The organism is Nocardiopsis sp. NPDC057823 (genome assembly GCF_042797335.1).
GTDB classification, from domain to species: Bacteria; Actinomycetota; Actinomycetes; order Streptosporangiales; family Streptosporangiaceae; genus Nocardiopsis; species Nocardiopsis changdeensis.
The window spans coordinates 222,162-240,704 of record NZ_JBHVLR010000008.1; the positions used below are offsets into that span (position 1 = coordinate 222,162).

Below are 18,543 nucleotides of genomic sequence, written 5' to 3' on the forward strand. Positions count from 1 at the left end.
GGTCCGGGACCATATGACCCCAGGCAGGGCAACGGCCGACACGGTCCCCGTGACCGTGAGGGAAACGCCCGGTGACCGCGCAGGCCGAACGGCCGCCCCGTCCCCGCCCGCCCCACCGGCCCCGGGCCCGGGAGGACCGGGGATCATGGTCGGACGGACCAGGGCCGGGGAACCCGCCGGCCGTTCCGTGCCGCCCGCGGACACCCGTCCGCCGCCCACGACGCCGACAGAACAGAGGAACCGCTGTGACCGCGCTCGACGAGGCCCGCACCCCCACGGCCGCGGACCGGGCGGCCCGAGCCGTCACCGAGGTGTTCACGCCCGGTGTCCTCGTGGTCGCCGTCCTGCTTGCGGTCGGGTGGTACGGCACCCGGAGCATCGCCGGTCTGGGCTGGGGCCTCCTCGCCGCGCTGTTCTGCGGTGTCATCCCCTACACGGTCCTCATCCTCGGTGTCCGGTTCGGCTGGTGGACCGACCGCCATGTGCGGGAGCGCCGTCAGCGGCCCGTCCCCCTCCTGATGGTCATCGCGTGCGTGTCCCTGGGTGTCGCGACGCTCGTGTCGCTGGACGCGCCGCGGGAGCTGTTCGCGCTCGTCGTCGCCATGCTGACCGCGCTGGTGATCACACTGGCGATCACGTTGACGTGGAAGATCTCCTTCCACACCGCCGTGGCCGGCGGGGTCTCCGTCGTCCTCATGCTCACCTACGGCGCGCCGACGGCGGTCGCGGTGCCGGTCGTCGCGGTCATCGGCTGGTCCCGGGTCCGCCTCCGGGACCACACGCCGGCGCAGGCCGTCGTGGGGGCGGTGCTCGGCGCGGCCGTCGCGGCGGTCGTCTTCTCACTCCTCCGCTGAGAAGCGGGCGCGCGGCACCGAAGCCCCGCGGGAACCCGGGCGGCCCCGCCGACGACCACAGGGGGGAGAGACCGCCGGGTACCGCGCCCGGCGGACCGTTCCGAGGAGAACGATCACGTGGACCCACGACCGGACACTCCCTCACCGGACGCCCCCGTACCGGACCGGCCCGACGGGACCCGCGGCGCCTGGGCGGCGCTGCGCCCGCTGATCCTGCGCCTGCACTTCTACGCCGGGGTGTTCGTCGCCCCGTTCATCCTGGTGGCCGCCGTCTCCGGGCTGCTGTACGTGTGGACGCCGCAGCTCGAACAGGCGGTGCACGCCGAGCAGCTCTATGTCGAACCGGGCGGGGAGCACCTGCCCCTGCACGAGCAGGTGCGCATCGCCCGTGAGGAACTGGCAGGCGCCGAACCCGGCGCGGTCCGCCCGGCCACCGGGGAACGGGACTCCACCCGGGTCCTCTTCGACCTGCCCGCGTCGTCCGAGAGCCACCGGACGACGGTCTTCGTCGACCCCTACGACGGCGAGGTGCTGGGGGTGATGGAGACCTACGGCACCAGCGGCGCGCTGCCGGTGCGGACCTGGGTGGACATGCTGCACCGCAACCTGCACCTGGGCGACGCGGGCCGCCTGTACAGCGAACTGGCGGCGAGCTGGCTGTGGGCGGTCGCCCTGGGCGGGGCCGCCCTGTGGGTGTCGGCGGCGCTGCGCCGGCGCGGGCGCGGGGGCGCCCGCCGCCTGCTGGTCCCCGGCGCGGGCACCGCGCCCGGCCGCTCCCGGTCGGTGTCCGTGCACGGGGCGACCGGGCTGTGGCTGCTGGCGGGTCTGCTGTTCCTGTCCGCCACGGGCATGACCTGGTCGCAGTACGCCGGGGCGAACATCTCCGACCTGCGCGAACGGCTGTCCTGGACCACCCCCGCCGTCTCGGTGGAGACCCCGAACGCCACTCCCGGTGTGGACGTCGGCGTCGACACGGTGCTGGCGAGCGCCCGGGAGGCCGGCCTGGACGGGCTCGTCGAGGTCTCCTTCCCGAAGGACCCCGCCGCCCCCTACACGGTGACCCAGGTCGACCGGTCCTGGCCGACGAGCGTGGACTCCGCGGCGATCGCCGCCGACACCGGGGAGGTGGTCGACGTGGTCCGCTTCTCCGACTACCCGCTCATGGCCAAGCTGAGCCGGTGGGGCATCGACGCGCACATGGGCGTGCTGTTCGGGGTGCCCAACCAGATCGTGCTCACCGCCGTCGCCGGCGGGCTGGTCGCGGTCGTCCTCTGGGGGTACCGAATGTGGTGGCAGCGGCGGCCGACCCGGGGCCGGGCCCTGGGGGTGGGCCGCCCCTACCCGCGCGGGTCCTTCCGGTCGCTGCCCTGGCCGTGGAAGGCGGGGGTGGTCGCCGTCCTGGCGGTGACCGGCTGGGCGGTGCCGCTGCTGGGGGCGTCCCTGGCGGTGTTCCTCGCCGTGGACGTCCTCCTGGGGTGGCGGGCGCGCAGGAACCGCCCGGACTCCGCGGACCCCGGCGGAAGGGTGCGGGAGGCCCCGGCCGTCGGGTCGGACGCCCGGTGAACGGCCGCACGGGCGCGCCCGCCGCCGGGCGCGCCCGTGCGGGCGGCCGCGGGCTCAGTGGTGTCCGCCGTGGTCGGCCTCGGGGGCGCTCCCGGCGGTCATGGGCTCCACCGGGGCGGTGAACACCGCTTCGCGGTCGCCGTCGAAGGTGAGGGTGACCTCCACCTGGTCCCCCACCTCCAGGGGCTCGGGGAGGTCGTTGAGCATGATGTGGTAGCCGCCGTCCACCAGGGCGGTGGCTCCCCCGGCGGCCACGGGGATCTCCTCCACCACCCGCATCCCGGACGCCCCGGAGTCCGTGGTCTCGGTGCTGCACAGGTCGGCGTCGGGCGAGGCGTCGGTGGACACGCCCGTGATCGCCGCGTCCCGGGCGGCGGCGTTGGCCACCTCCAGGTACAGCACCGCGACCTCGGGGTTGGCGGGCTCGGGCACCCACGCGCCCGAGACCTCCAGGTCCCCCGCCACCGTGTGGCCGCGCGACGCCTCCGGGGAGGCATCGGCGACCGTGGGCGCCTCGGGAGCCCCGCAGGCCGTGGCGAACAGCAGCGCGGCGACCAGCGCCGCGGAAACGCCGGCGGGACGCAGGGCCCGCTGAACGCGCGGGGCCTGCGGGGTATCCGGGACCCGCGAGACGTACCGGCCGCGCGGGGCATCCGGGACGCTCGAGGCGTGCTGGGTGTGCTGGGAGTTCGGGCCATGCGGGGTGCGCGAGGCGGGCGGGACGTGCGGGGACGGCATGGTGCTCGGGTCTCCTCGTGGTCGCGGTCGTGGTCACGATCGCGGACGCGTTCGTGACCGTGGTCGTGGGCGTGTGGCCGGTCGGGGCGGGCGGCCCGTCACAGGAGTCGTCTCCAGGGCCGCCCGGGTTCCCGCCGGTGCGCGCCCTCACCCGCCGAACAGGTCGTGCGCGGTCCACGGGGCGTCCCCGCGCACCGGCGGGACCGCGAACAGGGCGCTGCCCTCGTGCCGGATGAACGGGCCGAGGGCGTCGCCCCCCTCGTCCAGCGCGCGCTGCACGGGGGTGAACCCCGTGCGGGGGTCGGCCTGCCAGGCCGTGAAGAGCAGTCCGGCCCGGCGCCGTCCCCGGGCGTCCCAGCCCTGGTCGTAGGAGAAGCCGCGGCGCAGCATCCGGGCGCCCAGCGTGTTCTCCGGGGCGGCCAGCCTGATGTGGGCGTCGAGGGGGATGGCGGGGGAACCGTCGTCCCCCGTCGCGACCAGATCGGGGCGGTCGCCCTCGGCCTCTCCCCCCAGGGGTGCCCCGGTGTCCAGGCGGCGGCCGATGACGGCCTCGCGGTCGCGCGGGTCCAGCGTGAACCAGTCGTCGAGGAGCATCCGGATGCGGCGGACGACGAGGTAGGTGCCGCCGTCCATCCACGCCAGGGCGGGCTCGGGGTGCGCGGCCAGGACCTGGGGGCCGAACAGGGCGTCGGACGGGCGCGGATTGACCGTGCCGTCGATCTGCCCCATGAGGTTGCGCGGGGTGGCCGACGGGTCGTCGGCCGCCGCTGCGGAGCGCTGGAACCCGGCCAGGGACCAGCGCACCCTCACGTCGGCCGCGACCGCGCCGAGCAGGTGCCCCACGGCGGAGGACAGCACGACCGGGTCCTCGGCCCCGACGTGGAGTAGCAGGTCCCCGCCGCACCAGGCCGGTTCCAGGTGGTCTGCGGCGAAGGCGGGCAGGTCCTCCAGGTGCGGCGGCACCCGGTCGGCCAGCCCCGCCGCGGCGAGCAGGGAGGCCCCCAGGCCGAGGGTCACGCCGAGCGAGGCGGGGCGCAGCCCCTGGGAGGGGGCTCCCTCGACGAGGGCCGCCAGCCCGTGTTCGTGCAGGGCGGCGGCCTCCCGGCTCCAGATCCGCAGCACCCGGCGCGCGGCCTCGCGGGCCGGGGCCCCGGGGTCGGCCCGCAGGTCCACGGCGACCAGGTGGACCTGCGACGGTGTGGGTGTCAGCAGTGCCGGGGGCAGGCCGCCGCGGGCCCCCGCCCGGAAGCGGGCGGGGGCGAGTACGGGGTCGGGCTCCCCGGTGTCCCGGGGCGCGGCGGCGGCGTGGGCGGCCGCCGCACCGGTGGCGAGGCCGGCGGCCCCGGCCGCCGCCGCGGCCGTGATCAGGTCGCGCCGGGCGAGCCCGCCCCCGGTGCCGCCGTGGGTACCGGTTCCGGTCCCGGTGTCGGTGCGGCGTTTCACAGCAGCGTGTCCGCGAGGGCCGGGAGCAGGGCGGCGATCTCGTCGGCCTCGGTGCCCTCGTCGAACATGCCCGCCGCCTCCCCGCCGGGCAGCAGGACCACGATGCGCCCGCCGTGGGTGACCAGGTACTGCCCGTCGGTCTCCTGCGGGGGGTCGATGGCGATCCCGTAGTCGCGGCCGGCCTCGACGGTGGCGTCGATGTCCCCGCGCACCCCCTGGAAGGCGGGGTCGAAGCGGTCCAGCCACGAGCGCAGCTGCTCGTCGGTGTCGCGCCCGGGGTCGGTGCTGACCATGACGACGTCGTAGGAGTCGGCGGCGTCCCCGGCCTGGCCCAGGGCGAGGTCGATCTCGGCCATGGTCATGGGGCACACGTCGGGGCAGCTGGTGTAGCCGAAGAAGAGCAGGGTCAGCCGGTCGTCGGCGACGTCGGTGAACCCCCAGGGCTCACCGTCGACGGTCGCCAGCTCGACGGCCGAGGCCGCCATGGGGTCGTCGGACAGGTCGAGGTAGTACCCGGCCTCCGCGACGGGGTCGGCCGGGGAGCAGGCGGTGGCCGCGGCCAGTACGGCGGCGCAGAGCGCGGCGGTCAGGGCGCGCGTCGGGCGCGTGCGGGAAGTCATCGTTCTCGTTCCATGGTCGGGGCCCGGTCGTCGGTCGACCGGGACAGGGAGGGTCCGGGTGGGGCGGGACGGCGGCGCGGTCCCGCCCGGGGCGGGGTCAGGCCGCCTGGCGCAGCATCCGGAGCAGGTCGCGGCGGCCGCGCGCCACACGGGAGCGCACCGTTCCGATGGGGGCGCCGATGGCCTCGGCCGCCTCGGCGTAGGGCATCCCCTGGAGCTGGGTCAGCACGAAGGCCGTCCTGCGGTCCTCGGGGAGGGCGTCCAACAGGTCCAGCAGGGCGAGGTACTCGTCGAACCGGCCCGGCTCCGCGAGCGCCCCGGTCTCGGCGCACTCGTCCACGGTGCTGTGGCGCGGGGTCCGGCCCTGGAGCCGGTAGCGGTCGGCCACGGTGTGGCGCGCCACCGAGAACAGCCAGGAGCGCACCGGGGCGCGTCCCGCGTAGTGGGCCAGGCCGCGCAGGGCGCGGGAGAAGGTCTCCTGGGTCAGGTCGTCCACCCACGCGGGGTCGACCCGGCGGGCGATGAACCGCACCACATCGTCGCGGGTGAGCTCGAAGAGGGATTCCAGCGCCTCGCGGGTGCCTTCTTTGGCGCGCATGGCCAGCACGGTCAGTTCGCCGTGCGCGGCCCCGTCGGGGCGGGCGGGGTCGGCGGGGCGGACTGCCCCGTCGAAGGGCACGGGGGAGGCGGCCTCACAGAGGGAGAGCATGTCCGTTCTTTCTGTCGCCGTCCGCGCGGTCGCCGGGCCGGGAGCCGGCCCGGGTGCGCGCGTACTCGTCGAGGGGGCGGCCGCTCGGGCGGCGCGCCCCGGAAGGGGAGGATCGGCGGACGCCCGGACGGCGCGCTCGACGGTCCTCCCGACACGGCGCGGAAAGCGGCGGAGCTGTCGGGACCGCACGGCGGAGGGCGGGTCACGGCACGGACGGCCGTGCCCCGGCGTTCCGGCGCACGGGGCGAACGCGGGGTCTCAGGCGACGGACGGGACCGGAGGCCCCCGCAGGATGAGGCTGTGCCGCAGGTAGGGCAGGCGGATGCGGGCGGGCGCGTCGGCGCTCCGCGGGCGGAGGGCGACCGGGCCCCGCGGTGCGGGCAGGGCGCCCAGCACCAGCAGCAGCGGGAGGAAGGTGAGCGCCATGAAGCGCAGGAAGGAGAACAGTGCGCTCTCCCCCCGGCGCAGCCACCAGGCGCTGACCAGGGCCGAGAGCACGTGCATCCCGATCATCGTCCAGGCGGGCGCCGCCGCCTCGGCGACGACCTGGCCGGAGTGCGACGCGGTGTGCGGCACGCCGAACGACCCGACGTAGCTGAACGCCACGTGCAGGGCGAACTGGCCCCACAGCATCCACCCGGTGAGGGCGGCCCAACCCTGGCGCCGGCCGGTGGCCGCCCAGGCCATGGCGAAGACGACTGCCGCGCCCAGGAGCAGGCCCAGGAGCGGGACGTCGTGACCGGAGGAGAGCGCGTGCCCGTGAGCGGACAGGCTCGCGCACACCAGGGTGAACACCCCGGCGCGCAGCGGGCGGCACGCTCTGTTCTCGGTCATCTCACCGATATGGTCTCACCGCCGTCAAGGGGGGCTGCGGCGGGTCCGGTCCTCCGCCCGGTGCCTCCCGCAGGGCGTACCGGACGGCCGTGCTCCGGGTCGCGCCCGGTGCGCGCACCGCACGGCACCCGCACGCGAACGGCCGGTCCCGCACGTGGCCGACGGCACCGCTCCGGCCGGCATCCGGTCGGCAAGGGACGCGGGCGGCGCCCGTCAGGTGCGGGGCTTCGAGCGGTGTTCGTCCGCGGCCGCCGGGGACTGCGCGTCCTCCTCGCCGGCCGCCCACGAGGCGAGCAGCTGCATGCGCTCGGCCGACGGCGAACCGGGCTCGGCGGCGTAGATCGTCAGCGTCAGGCCGGGCTCGGCCTCCATGTTCAGCCCCTCGTAGGCCAGCGTCATCTCGCCGACGACCGGGTGGTGGAACGTCTTGAACCCCGTGCCGTGGTGCCTCACGTTGTGCGCGCCCCACAGGCGCCGGAACTCGTCGCTGCGGGTGGAGAGCTCCCCGACCAGGTCGTGCAGCTCCTTGTTGTGCGGGTCGCGGCCGGCCTCGGTGCGCAGGATCGAGACGGTGATCTCGGCGAACGCGTCCCAGTCCGGGTAGAACTCGCGGGCGCGCCCGTCGAGGAAGGTGAACCGGGCGATGTTCGGCGGCTGCCCGGGCATGGCGTAGGTGTCCCTGTAGAACGCCCGGCCCAGCGCGTTGGCCGCGAGCAGGTCCATGCGGCCGTTGCGGACGAACGCGGGCCCGGCGGTGACCGCGTCCAGCGTCCACTGCAGGCTCGGGTGGGGCCGCCAGCACTTCGTGCTCCGCCGGCGCGGGGGCCGGGCCACCGGGCTCGCGACGTGCGCCAGGTCGAACAGGTGGGCCCGCTCGGCGTCGTCCAGCCGCAGCGCCCTGGCGATGCTGTCCAGGACCTCCGGGGACGCGCCGCTGATCGCGCCGCGCTCCAGCTTCGTGTAGTACTCGACGCTCACGCCGGCCAGGGTCGCGACCTCGCTGCGGCGCAGCCCCGCCACCCGCCGGTTCGTGCCCGCGGGCAGCCCCACGTCGTCGGGGGTGACCTTCTCCCGCCGGGTGGTGAGGAACTCGCGGACCTCTGCTCGGTTGTCCATGTCTCCAACGGTAGGCGGCCGCCCCCGTCACGAGGGAGTCCCTGGCGGTACCCCCACCGGGCGGGTCTCCCCCTCCCGCGGCGGGCGTGGTGTCGTGGAGGGGCGGCCGACCGCGGGACCTCGCGGTGTCCCGCCATCGCCCGCGCGATCCCGGCCCGCTCATCCCGCTCCGACCGCGCCCCGCGGCCGGAGCGCGGACACCCCGGCCACCGCACCGGTCACCACGAGAGCGGCCGACGCACACCGCGATCCCATGCACCACGACCCCATGCGAGGTTCACCCATGCGGACCGAAGCCCTCACGGCCTCCCGTTCCGGCGGCTCCACCGACCGGACGGCTCCCGAACGCAGGCGCCTCCCCCTCGTCGCCCACGTCCTCGCCGTGGGCACGTTCCTGATGCTCACCACCGAGTTCGTCGTCGCCGGGATCCTCCCCGACATCGCCGCGGACCTCGGTGTCTCCCCCGCGCGGGTCGGATCGTTCATCACGGTCTTCGCCGTGGGCATGATCGTCGGAGCACCGCTCATCACGGCGCTCACGGCCCGGCTCTCCCAGCGGCTGACGCTGATCCTGGCGCTGGGGGTCTTCGTCGCCGGGCACGTCCGGGTGGCACTGGTCTCCGACGTCGACCAGATCATGGTCGCCCGGTTCCTCACGGGCCTGGCCACCGGCGCGTTCTGGGCCGTGTCCGCCGTGGTCGCGAGCCGCGCCGCCGGTCCCGCGCTGGGTTCCCGTGCCGTCAGTGTCGTGGGGGCCGGGGGCTCCCTGGCGACCGTCCTCGGCGTTCCGGCCGGGGCCTACATCGCCCAGCTGGCCGGGTGGCGCGGGACCTTCTGGGCCCTGGCGGCCGCCGCGGCGCTCGTCACCGTCCTCGTCCTGCGGTCGGTGCCCCGCGACGAGCCCGCCAGCGGAAACAGGCCGTCCTTCGTCGCGGACCTGGCCGGGCTCCTGCCCGTCCGGCTGTGGCTCGTGCTGGCCGCCTGTGCCACCACCAGCGGCGGCGTCCTCGCGGTCTACTCCTTCATCGCGCCCGTCCTGACCGACCGGTCCGGCGTGCCCGCCGCGGCCGTGCCCCTGGTGCTCACCGTCTTCGGCGTCGGCTCGTTCATCGGCACCCTCGTCGCCGGGCGCCTGGGCGACGGGCACCCGCACGCGGTGACGATCGCGACCCCGGCGGTGTCGACCGTGCTGGTGGCCTCGATCCTCGTGTTCTCCGGCTCGTCCTGGGCGATGGTCGTCCTGATCGCGCTGCTCGGACTGTTCGGGCTCAGCGCGAACGGCGTGCTCATCCACCTCGCCGTGCGCTTCGCCGGGAGGGCTGCGTCGCCGGGGTCCGCGCTGAGCGTCGCCGCGTTCAACCTCGGCACCGCCGCCGTCACCCCGGCCGCGGGGGCCGCCCTGGCCTCGCCGCTCGGGCTCGACGGGCCGGCCGCGGTCGGCACGGCCGTCATCGCGCTCACCCTGGTCCCGACCGCGGCCCTGGGCCTCATCACCGCGCGCCGTGCGCGCACCGGGCCCGGCCGGGACCCGGCCGACGGACCGGACCGGCCGGCGCGCCCCGAAGGCCCCGCCTGACCCCGGCGCCGACCGGGCGGCGGACCACCCGCCCCGCCGCTCCACCCGACGGCGGACACGACCCGCGATGGCCTCGCGGCGCCCGGCCCCCGGCGCCCCGGCCCCCGGCGCCCTGGACCCCGGCGCCCTGCCGGCCCGGCTCGACCTGGAGTCCGGAGAGGCCGGGCGGGTGCGCGGGTTCCGCCGCCTGGTCGCGCTCTGCCGGCTCCTCCGGCTCGGCCCCACCGGCGCCGCCACCCCGCACGACCCGCCCGGTACCGCGCGCCGTGTCGCCGCGCGGGTCCCGCACCTGTCCGCCTGATCCCCGGCCGGGGCGGTCAGGGGGTCTCGGCGAGACCGCACCACTGGGCGATGAACAGGGCGATGGACTTGGTGATCCGCCGCACGGACTCGACGTCCACGCGCTCGTCGTACCCGTGGATGGCCTCGGAGACCGGCCCGTAGACCAGCGCCGGGATCCCCTGGTACAGGGCGTAGACGCGGCCGTCGAGGTAGCCGGGGGTGGTGAAGGTGCGCAGCTCGTCCTTGAAGACGGCCTCGTGGGCGCTGCGCAGCACGTTCTCGGCGTCCGTGCCCTCGGGCAGGACGTACCCCTGGGCGTAGAAGCCGGTCCGCTCGCCCACGGCCTCGATGGGGTGGCCCGCGTCGTCGGTGGTGGTGTCGCGCAGCACCCCCTGGATCTGCTCCCAGGCGTCGTCGGCGCTCACCCCGGGGTAGATCGCCGCCCGGACCTGGAGCTCGCACCAGGCCGGGACGCTGGACGGCCAGTCGCCGCCGGTGATCCCGCCGAGGTTGAAGTTGATGGGGTGGTCCAGGTCCTCGAAGTAGGGGTGCCGCCCCTTCTCGTCGTTCCAGCGCTGTTCGAGCCCGCGCAGCCGGCCCATCACGTGGTGCGCCGCGTCGATCGCGTTGAACCCCGCCGACATCTCCCTGGGGTGGGTGGGGTGTCCCGCGACGCGGACCGTGAACCAGATGACGCCGACGTTGGCGCGGACGAGCATGTCCTCCTCGGGTTCGGGGATCAGCACGGCGTCGGCGGTGTACCCGCGCTGGATCGTCGCGAGCGCGCCGTTGCCGGTGCACTCCTCCTCGGCCACGGACTGGAAGTGGATGCGTCCTGCGGGCGCGAAGCCCGCCGCCCGCACGGCGTCGTAGGCGAACAGGTTGGCCGCCAGCCCCGCCTTCATGTCGCCGCTGCCCCGGCCGTAGAGCCAGCCGTCGATGATCGGGGCGTCCCAGGGCGACCGGGACCACTCCTCCAGGGGGCCTTCGGGGACGACGTCGATGTGGCCGTTGAGGATGAGCGAGCGGCCGCCGCCCTCGGCCGGGGTGTACGTGCCCACCACGTTCTCGACGCCCTCGTAGGAGACCTTGATCTTTCCGGCGCCCGGGTGGGCGGCGATCTCCTCGGGGTCGAGTTCCCAGCGGTCCACGGCCAGCCCCCTGCTCGCCATGGCCTCGTACATCAGGTCCTGCGCGGAGGACTCCCGGGTGCGCAGGGAGGGGTGGCGCACGAGTTCCTGTGTGAAGGCCAGCTGGGCTTCGAAGGCGTCGTCGACGGCCGCTTCGATGCGCGCGATGACGTCGGGTGCGAGGTTCACGGGATCTCCTGTCTTCGGTGCTGTCGTCGGTGCGGGCGCTTCACGCCGCGGTGCGCGCGTCCGCCGCTGCGCGGATGTCCTTGGCCCGGATGCGCTCGCCGGCCGCGCCGCCGAGGGCGGTGACGGCGCAGATGCCGATCAGGACCAGGACCGCGGGCCAGGACGCGCCGTCGTCCACGGCCAGGAGGGCGGTGGCGATGAGCGGGAGGAACCCGCTGAGGGTTCCGGCGAGGTTGTAGCCCAGGGAGACGCCGCTGTAGCGGAGCCGGGGCGGGAAGAGGTCGGCCAGCAGGGTGCCGGTGACGGCGTAGGCCAGGGTGATCAGGCAGATGCCGGCGGCCACCGCGACGGTGATCGCCCAGGGGGCGCCCGTGTCGATGAGCCGGAAGAGGGGGAAGGCGGCCGCGCCCGTGGCCACGGCGCCGATCACCGTCATCCGCCCCGGGCCGAAGCGCTCGGCCACGCGCCCGGCGACCAGCGTCGTCGCGATCTGGAGGACGGCGGCGACCAGGGTCGCGTTCACGGCCACCTGGCGGTCGACCTCCAGGACGGTGGAGGCGTAGGAGACCACGAAGGTCGTCATCATGTAGAACCCGCCGACCCCCAGCAGCGCGGCGGCGACCGCCACGGCCAGGCGGCCCCCGGCCTCGCGGAACAGGGCCAGGGCGGGCACCTTGGCGCGGTCCTCCATCTCCACGAGCTCCTGGAAGACCGGGGACTCCTCCACCTTGAGGCGGATGTACAGGGCGATGCCGAGCAGCGGGAAGGCCGCGAGGAACGGCAGGCGCCATCCCCAGGCGTCGAACTCGGCCGCGGGCAGCAGCAGCACGGCCGCGAAGGCGGCGGAGGAGATGAGCGTGCCGACCGGGGACCCGACCTGGACCAGGGCGGCGTACCGGGCGCGCTGGCGCTCGGGGGCGTGCTCGATGGCGATGGTGATGGCACCGCCCCATTCGCCGCCCACGGCCAGCCCCTGGAGGAGCCGCAGGACCGCGAGCAGGAGCGGCGCGGCGATCCCGATCGCGAGGTAGTCGGGGATCACCCCGATGAGCCCGGTGGCGCAGCCGATCATGACGATGGTCGTCAGCAGGGCGGGCCGCCGGCCGTAGCGGTCGCCGACGTAGCCGAAGATCAGCGCCCCGATCGGCCGGGCGGCGAAGCCCACGCCGAAGGTCGCCAGGGACGCCATGAGCCCCGCGCTCGGGTCCAGGTCGGTGAAGAACAGGCGGTTGAAGACCAGGGCGGCGGCCGTGCCGAACAGGAAGTAGTCGTACCACTCCAGGGCGGTCCCGACGAAGGCGGCGAAGGCGATCCGTCCAGCGTCGGCCGCGTTCACCTTCGGCCCTCGCTCGGGCACGGCGGGGTCGGGTCGTGACATGTGATCCTCCGGGAGATGTGCACCGGTCGGACGGAACATGAACGACCAGGTGTGATACCGATCATCGTCTTGGAAGGAACGCACCCCGACAAGCGCAGATCACCACGGAAATCCCCTCTAAAATGTGCACATGCACAAATCCGAACAGTCGGGTGTCGTCCCCCGCGCCGCGGGGGCGTGTCTGGCGGAACTCGACTCCATAGCCGGGGCCTACGTCCGCAGGGTCCGCGAGCTCACCGGCTACGCCGAGACCGTCATCGACGACACGGAGCTGTACGGCACGGCCCGGGCCACGCTCGAACTCCTGCTGGAACTCCTGCGGGGCCGGGACCGCTACGAGGAGCTGCGGGCCCACTCGGTCGAGGTGGGGCGCTCGCGCGCCCGCCGCGGGATCCCCCTGGAGTCGCTGCTGCGCGCCGTGCGCATGGACTTCCGCTTCCTGTGGGAGGCGATGCGCGCCCACGTCCCCGAGTCCGGCTTCCCCGCCTTCTCCGAGGACGTCATCTCCATCTGGGAGGCGGTGGAGGTGCACACGACGCACGTGCAGACCGGGTACACCGACGAGATCGCGCGGGTGCGCGCCGAACTGGAGCTGGAGCACGCGTTCCTGCTGCGGCACCTGCTGAGCGGTTCCGGCGCGGACGCGCGCCTGCACGCGCAGGCGGCGCAGGCCCTGGGGCTGCGCGCCGACGGCGTCCACATCGTCGTGGTGGCCGACGGGGACCACGCGCGCGGCTTCAGGGACCGGATCGGCGCGGTCCTGCCCGGAGCGGTCCCGCTCCGTTCGGACGGGGTCGAGTTCGCCATCGTCCCCGCGGCGGAGGCCACGGGCGCCGCCGGGGCCGAGCTGGCACGGAGCCCCGTCGGGATCTCGCCGAGCGCCCGCGGCCTCGGGGAGATCGCCCCGATGTGGCGGGTCGCCTGTGAGCTGGCGCCGTGGGCGCGGGAGGGCGCGGCGGCGACGGTCGGGAGCCACTGGACCCGGCTGGCGGGCGCGCGCCTGGGCCCGGTCGCCGAGGCCTTCTCCAGGGACGTCGGGGAGGCGCTCGGGGGGTTCTCCGAGCGGGAGAGGAACCTCCAGATCGAGACGGTCGAGAACTACTTCAGGACCGGCTCGGTCACCGAGGTCGCGCAGCGGATGTTCTGCCACCGCAACACGGTCATCAACCGCCTGCGCAGGTTCGCCGACGCCACCGGCCTCGACGTCTCCCGGCCGGTGGACGCGTCCGCGGCCCAGCTGGCCCTGGCGGGCCTGCGCTAGGACCGGGTCCGGAGGCCCCGGGGCGCCCCGGTGGGAGGGATTCCGCGGACCGCGAGCGGGCATCAACGGATCGGCGATCCACCGCCCCCTCACAGGTGATCGTAGGGATGGTGCAATGAGGCTTCACCGGTTCCGTCTTCCGCCGCGCCGCTCACCGGCCCACACGCCCGTCCTCGGACGGGTGGTGGTGGTCGTGCTCGGCCTGGGCGTGCTCGCGGCGGCGCTGTTCGGCGCCGCCGGACCGTACCAGCAGACCCGGCAGTTCCGCGCGGCCGTGGCGTGCGAGAGGGGTACGGACGACTGCTTCGACAGCGAGGCGGCCACCATCGTCGGCCGGCACACCTACACCACCACCTCGACGTCGACGTACACCGACGCCAACGGCCACACCCACACCAGCACGACCAGGACCACCCACTACGAGGTCACCTGGCAGCGGGCCGACGGTTCCCACCAGACCCGCGACGTGTCGTCGACCTTCTACTCCGAGGCCGAGGAGGGGCATCCGGCCACACTGCGACTCTGGCAGGGAGAGGTCGTCGGCGTGGAGGTGGCGGGCGGCGCGGAGTGGTTCCTGCCGGAGTCCGGCGGGGCGCTCATAGCCTGGTCGTACCTGGCCTTCCTCGGCCTCGGAATCCTGCTGTGGGGGCTGTTCGGCTGGTGGGACGGGTTCTTCATGCTCTGCTTCCGCGCCTTCACCTGGATGTTCATGGGACTGATGCCGGTGGTCATGGCGGTGGACGCCCTGGCCTACGGCATGCCCACCGGGGCCGAGCTCTTCGCGAAGGTCCTGGTCACCGTCCTCTTCAGCGGGATCTCCGGCGCAATGCTCGTCGGCTCGCTCGACGACTGGTGATCCCCGTGCCGGACGCCTGCCCGGGGTCCGGCCCCTCCCCGCGGACGGACGCTGTACGCCCCCCGACCGCGGGGAGGGCCCCGGCAGGCCCCTCCGGACCGCCCGCCGCCCCGCACCCGCGCAGTGTTCAGGCCTCCTCCGGCCGCGCCGCCTTCCGGGCCAGATGCCGCTTGGAGCCCGCGGTCGTCGGCCCCAGCACGGTCCCCGGCGGGAAAGGCGGGAAGGGAAGGGGGGTGACCGGCCGACGGGCAGGGGAGACGACGCCGACCTGGTGGTCGTCCTCGTACACGATGCGGCCCGGGTCGTCGGAGGTGCTCTCCCGGTGGGGCACCCCGTGGGTCGTGAGGATCCCCCGCAGGGTGCCGATCCGCTCCACGAAATCGCTCCGGGCGCGCACGGACCGCCGGAACCACGTCACCGCTCCCAGCGTGTTCCCGTCCGTGTACAGGGGCGGGACGGGCAGGGCGTCCCGGAACCAGTCGTCGATGTCGAAGTAGAGGTCCTCCTCTGCCTCCGAGAGCATCCCCGCCCGCCGGAGGTGATCGACCGCCACGAAGATCCCCACCTCGACACCCACGCGCCCGACATAGTCGGCGTGCACCCTGAAGAAACTCCTCATCTGCGCGGTATACCCGCGCCCGGCCGAACAGGCGGCGGGAGTGGCCTCTTCAGGCCACCTCCCTGACAAACGGTGTGGTGTGCCCTGCGTTTCTCGGAGTCGGTTTTCCGGATCCTGGGACCCCAGCGACCGCCGGGGGCGCCCTTCCAAAGCGGCCACGGAGCCCCGGGCCCGGGGTAGGCGCCGGCCGGCGTCCCCGACAGCCACCCCACGGCCCGGGCGTGGTCGTCGACGGCGACCAGGACCAGTTCGCCGTCCGGGGTGTAGGCGGACCCTGCGCGGGCCGCGGCGGCCGCCAGGACGGGCGGTTCGCCCGGAAGTGCGGGGCGGATCCTCACAGCAGCTCGATCTGGCCGGGCACCTGATCCCGCGCCTGGCGGCCACGCCCCAGGCACCGGCGGCAGGTGATGGGCCCGTTCGACGCCACCAGCCGGAGCGGGTCGGTCGCCGCGTGGCAGCCGACCGCGGGGATCTCCACACCCGCCCACATGTGCGCCTCCAGTCGGTGCACGACCTCGCCGTGTCCGATCCGCACCCCGGCCGCGCCGGCCAGCTCCTCGCGGCGCCGCCGGAGAACGGCGGTCAGGTGCTCGACATCGGCGGAGGGTGCGGCGGCGGACAGAGCTGTCTCGGTACGGTCGGTCATGGCCCCCAGGATCGCGCAGGCCACCGACACCGGGCCGAGCCGGGGCCGCGCACCGGTGGGAGCACAGCCCCGGGGCGGGCTCAGGCATCCTGGCTGGTAGTGACGGTCAGGATGTACAGGCCCGGGCCGCGGCCCTGACGAACCCGCGGCCGAGCACCCCAGAAGGAGACCGGAGTCGAACCGCCGCAGCTCGAATGGCCGGTTCCGGCAAGAAAACCCCTGTCGGTGGGGCCTGCTGGGATCATCGGTCCCCTGACAGGACCCCCGTTGGAAGCGGTGCCATGGCCGATCCCCTCCTGCCCGGCGGCTCCACCCGTATCGGCCCCTACACGCTGCACGCCCGCCTGGGCGGCGGTGGGATGGGCCAGGTGTTCCTGGGCCGCTCCCCTGGCGGTCACACCGTCGCGGTCAAGGTCGTGCGCCCCGATCTGGCCCAGGACCCCGACTTCCGCCGTCGGTTCGCCGCCGAGGTGGCCGCTGCCCGCAAGGTCGGCGGGTTCTACACCGCCCCCCTCGTGAACGCCGACACCGACGCCGACCCACCCTGGCTGGCCACCGCCTACATCCCCGGCCCCACCCTGCACCGCGCCGTCACCGACCACGGCCCCCTGCCCCAGCGGACGGTGGCCGTGCTCGGCGCCGGCCTGGCCGAAGGACTCGCGGCCGTGCACGCCCAGAAGCTGGTGCACCGCGACCTCAAACCCGGCAACGTCCTGCTGGCCCACGACGGTCCGCGCCTGATCGACTTCGGCATCGCCCGCGCCCTGGACTCCACCTCCCACACCCACTCCTCCGCCGTGCTGGGCACCGCGGCGTTCATGTCCCCCGAGCAGGCCCGCGCCGAGAAGGTCGGCCCGGCCTCGGACGTGTTCTCCCTGGGGAGCGTGCTCGCCTTCGCCGCCACCGGCCGCAGCCCGTTCGGAGAGGGAGCGCCGCTGGCGGTCATGTTCCGTCTCGTGCAGGAAGAGCCCGACCCGGCCGGCGTTCCCGGACCCCTGGTCGACCTGGTGCGGGCGTGCCTGGCCAAGGACCCCGCATCCCGACCCGGGGTAGGGGAAGTGCTGGCGGCCCTGGCCGCCGCGGCCCCCTCCCCCTCCGACACGGGCGGTCGGTGGTTGCCTGAGGACATCACCAAAGTCCTGGCGCGGTACACGCTCGCCTACACCCGGGTCCAGGAGCCGCGGACACCGGCGGCCCCGGGCCGCGCCCCGTCCGGGCCGAAGGACGCCGAGCTGGTGATCGGCAACCTCAGCGCGCACCCCATGGAGGTGTTGGTGGACGACACCGTGCTGGGCACGGTCCCCCGGTTCGCATCCGGTGCCTTCCACGTCGCACCCGAGCAGCGCTCGCTCCTGGTGCGCACGGAGGACCATGGGGCCTCACAACGTATCGCGTTGGCCGGGGGCGCGGCCGTGAAACTGGCCTTCGACCTCCCCTCCAAGCCGAGGTCCGCCCCGGAAGTGGTCGAAAAAGTCGTCTTCACCGGCAAGCCATCCCTGGAGCGGGCCTTGGATGTCTGCGTGATCGTCCTGTTCATCTGCGCTATCTCTAGCGTGGCCTTGGGCTTGTTGGCCGCGAGGGGGGTGATCATCTTCCCGGAGGAGGCACTGCCCTTCGCTTTGTTCGTGGCCATCGTCCTTGATGCCCTGGGTGTTCTGTTGGCTCTGCTCGCTATTTTTGTGATTCCGGGTGCCTGGCCCGCCCTGGTCCTGTCCGCTGCAGGGCTAACGCCTGCGGCACTCTCCGTAGCCGACACGCCGCGCCGGTGGGCTGACATGGCACGGGTCAGCTTGGTCGGCGAAGGGAAAAGCGCACGAGTCGTGGTCTGGCCGCGCAGGGGCCGACCACCGCTGCGCGACGACAAGTGGATGAAGGACTACCAAGGCGGCAAGGTCGTGTGCCGGGCAGGACAGGTCCGCGCGGTCACACCCCTTCAGGTCGAACGCTTGCGTGCGGCGCTGCGGTGGTTCGCCGGGGACCTCTGGGTCGAACAGCCGTCGACTCCGTGAGCCCCGACCGTCATCGCTGGATGAGACACTCGGCCCCCATCCCCCGGCTGAGAGGACGGCCCGTGCCCGCCGTTGACGCACTCATCGACCTGCTGTTCCCCAACGGCTCTCCGGAGCCGGCCGGTCCGCCGCCCGCCCTGCCGATGCCCTCCGATCTGCGCGAGTTCTTCACCCGGATCGGCCACAACACCGTGGAGGTGGACAACCGGTTCGGCTTCGGCGTCAACCAGGGGCTCCTGGAGTACTCCGCGAAACGCCGCGAGAACCTCAGGCACGTGTACAGGGCTGACGCCATCGCGATCCGGGGCGGCCACGAACAGCGTTGGCCCGGTGTCCGCAAGGCCGAGGGGGACTGGGACGTCGTCATCGACGACCTGCTGATCCTGGGGTCGGACGACAACGGCAACGACCTCTACCTGGAGGCCGTCGGCGACCCCGACGGTTGGGCGGTGGTCGCCGACGGCTGCCGGAGCTCCGTCTGGGCCCGCCATACCGTGACCGCCACCGACTACCTGTACGGCCTGCTGTCAGGCTCTCTCCGGTGCCCGGTCTTCACCCTGGACGGCTGGCCCCGGTCCCGCTTCGACGTCGCCGTCCGCCATCACTGAGCCGGAGGCGTCAATGCGGGCGGTTGCCGCGCGCGGAGCCTTACCGATGCCCTGGCGGTCCTGCAGGCCGCTGTCGAGGCGACAATGCGGGGTCCGGTATACGAGCACCCAG

Annotated in this window: 18 protein-coding genes; 8 read left to right on the forward strand and 10 right to left on the reverse strand. The window is 74.3% G+C overall.

Annotation, left to right across the window (positions count from 1 at the left end; translation table 11 throughout):
• Positions 1-245 precede the first annotated feature (245 nt).
• Both ACFVNO_RS16240 and ACFVNO_RS16245 read left to right on the forward strand, forming a co-directional pair.
• Complete coding sequence (locus tag ACFVNO_RS16240) at positions 246-854, forward strand: hypothetical protein (RefSeq protein WP_378893323.1); 609 nt, start codon at positions 246-248, stop codon at positions 852-854.
• A 117-nt stretch (positions 855-971) separates the two neighbouring features.
• Entirely contained in the window at positions 972-2,417 is a 1,446-nt protein-coding gene (locus tag ACFVNO_RS16245) for a PepSY-associated TM helix domain-containing protein (RefSeq protein ID WP_378893327.1), read from the forward strand.
• Positions 2,418-2,471: 54 nt separating this feature from the next.
• Here the strand turns inward: ACFVNO_RS16245 and ACFVNO_RS16250 are convergent, their stop codons facing one another.
• The 6 genes from ACFVNO_RS16250 to ACFVNO_RS16275 form a co-directional block, all read right to left on the reverse strand.
• On the reverse strand, positions 2,472-3,155 hold the full coding sequence (locus ACFVNO_RS16250) for a copper chaperone PCu(A)C (RefSeq protein ID WP_378893330.1): 684 nt from the start codon (positions 3,153-3,155) through the stop codon (positions 2,472-2,474).
• Between the two features lie 147 nt (positions 3,156-3,302).
• Entirely contained in the window at positions 3,303-4,598 is a 1,296-nt protein-coding gene (locus tag ACFVNO_RS16255) for a Dyp-type peroxidase (RefSeq protein WP_378893333.1), read from the reverse strand.
• Positions 4,595-5,218: an SCO family protein gene (locus ACFVNO_RS16260; protein WP_378893336.1), complete on the reverse strand. Its 624-nt coding sequence runs from the start codon at positions 5,216-5,218 to the stop codon at positions 4,595-4,597. The genes ACFVNO_RS16255 and ACFVNO_RS16260 overlap by 4 nt, the downstream gene beginning before the upstream one ends.
• Positions 5,219-5,315: 97 nt before the next feature.
• On the reverse strand, positions 5,316-5,927 hold the full coding sequence (locus ACFVNO_RS16265; protein WP_378893339.1) for an RNA polymerase sigma factor: 612 nt from the start codon (positions 5,925-5,927) through the stop codon (positions 5,316-5,318).
• A gap of 258 nt (positions 5,928-6,185) precedes the next feature.
• Positions 6,186-6,761: a hypothetical protein gene (locus tag ACFVNO_RS16270; protein ID WP_355266729.1), complete on the reverse strand. Its 576-nt coding sequence runs from the start codon at positions 6,759-6,761 to the stop codon at positions 6,186-6,188.
• Between the two features lie 213 nt (positions 6,762-6,974).
• Positions 6,975-7,877, reverse strand: a complete 903-nt coding sequence (locus ACFVNO_RS16275) for a helix-turn-helix transcriptional regulator (RefSeq protein ID WP_378893342.1) — start codon at positions 7,875-7,877, stop codon at positions 6,975-6,977.
• Between the two features lie 283 nt (positions 7,878-8,160).
• Here ACFVNO_RS16275 and ACFVNO_RS16280 point away from each other — a divergent pair, with 283 nt between their 5' ends.
• Positions 8,161-9,453 (forward strand): MFS transporter, encoded by a 1,293-nt coding sequence (locus ACFVNO_RS16280; RefSeq protein WP_378893345.1) that lies wholly within the window; start codon positions 8,161-8,163, stop codon positions 9,451-9,453.
• A 67-nt stretch (positions 9,454-9,520) separates the two neighbouring features.
• Positions 9,521-9,754, forward strand: a complete 234-nt coding sequence (locus ACFVNO_RS16285) for a hypothetical protein (protein WP_378893348.1) — start codon at positions 9,521-9,523, stop codon at positions 9,752-9,754.
• Between the two features lie 16 nt (positions 9,755-9,770).
• Here ACFVNO_RS16285 and ACFVNO_RS16290 read toward each other — a convergent pair whose 3' ends face one another.
• Both ACFVNO_RS16290 and ACFVNO_RS16295 read right to left on the reverse strand, forming a co-directional pair.
• Positions 9,771-11,054, reverse strand: coding sequence for an ArgE/DapE family deacylase (locus ACFVNO_RS16290; protein ID WP_378893351.1), 1,284 nt, complete (start codon positions 11,052-11,054; stop codon positions 9,771-9,773).
• Between the two features lie 40 nt (positions 11,055-11,094).
• A complete protein-coding gene (locus ACFVNO_RS16295; RefSeq protein WP_355266714.1) occupies positions 11,095-12,432 on the reverse strand; it encodes an MFS transporter in 1,338 nt (445 codons plus the stop codon).
• A gap of 130 nt (positions 12,433-12,562) precedes the next feature.
• Between ACFVNO_RS16295 and ACFVNO_RS16300 the strand changes: the two genes are divergently transcribed.
• A complete protein-coding gene (locus ACFVNO_RS16300) occupies positions 12,563-13,693 on the forward strand; it encodes a PucR family transcriptional regulator (RefSeq protein ID WP_378893355.1) in 1,131 nt (376 codons plus the stop codon).
• A gap of 115 nt (positions 13,694-13,808) precedes the next feature.
• Positions 13,809-14,549 carry a hypothetical protein gene (locus tag ACFVNO_RS16305; RefSeq protein ID WP_378893357.1) on the forward strand — a complete coding sequence of 247 codons (741 nt, stop codon included), beginning with the start codon at positions 13,809-13,811 and terminating at the stop codon, positions 14,547-14,549.
• Between the two features lie 127 nt (positions 14,550-14,676).
• Here ACFVNO_RS16305 and ACFVNO_RS16310 read toward each other — a convergent pair whose 3' ends face one another.
• Both ACFVNO_RS16310 and ACFVNO_RS16315 read right to left on the reverse strand, forming a co-directional pair.
• A complete protein-coding gene (locus tag ACFVNO_RS16310) occupies positions 14,677-15,168 on the reverse strand; it encodes a hypothetical protein (protein WP_378893360.1) in 492 nt (163 codons plus the stop codon).
• A gap of 334 nt (positions 15,169-15,502) precedes the next feature.
• Complete coding sequence (locus ACFVNO_RS16315; RefSeq protein WP_378893363.1) at positions 15,503-15,814, reverse strand: hypothetical protein; 312 nt, start codon at positions 15,812-15,814, stop codon at positions 15,503-15,505.
• Positions 15,815-16,095: 281 nt separating this feature from the next.
• Between ACFVNO_RS16315 and ACFVNO_RS16320 the strand changes: the two genes are divergently transcribed.
• Entirely contained in the window at positions 16,096-17,823 is a 1,728-nt protein-coding gene (locus tag ACFVNO_RS16320; RefSeq protein WP_378893366.1) for a serine/threonine-protein kinase, read from the forward strand.
• Positions 17,824-17,885: 62 nt separating this feature from the next.
• Positions 17,886-18,431 carry a hypothetical protein gene (locus ACFVNO_RS16325; RefSeq protein ID WP_378893369.1) on the forward strand — a complete coding sequence of 182 codons (546 nt, stop codon included), beginning with the start codon at positions 17,886-17,888 and terminating at the stop codon, positions 18,429-18,431.
• Positions 18,432-18,543 lie beyond the last annotated feature (112 nt).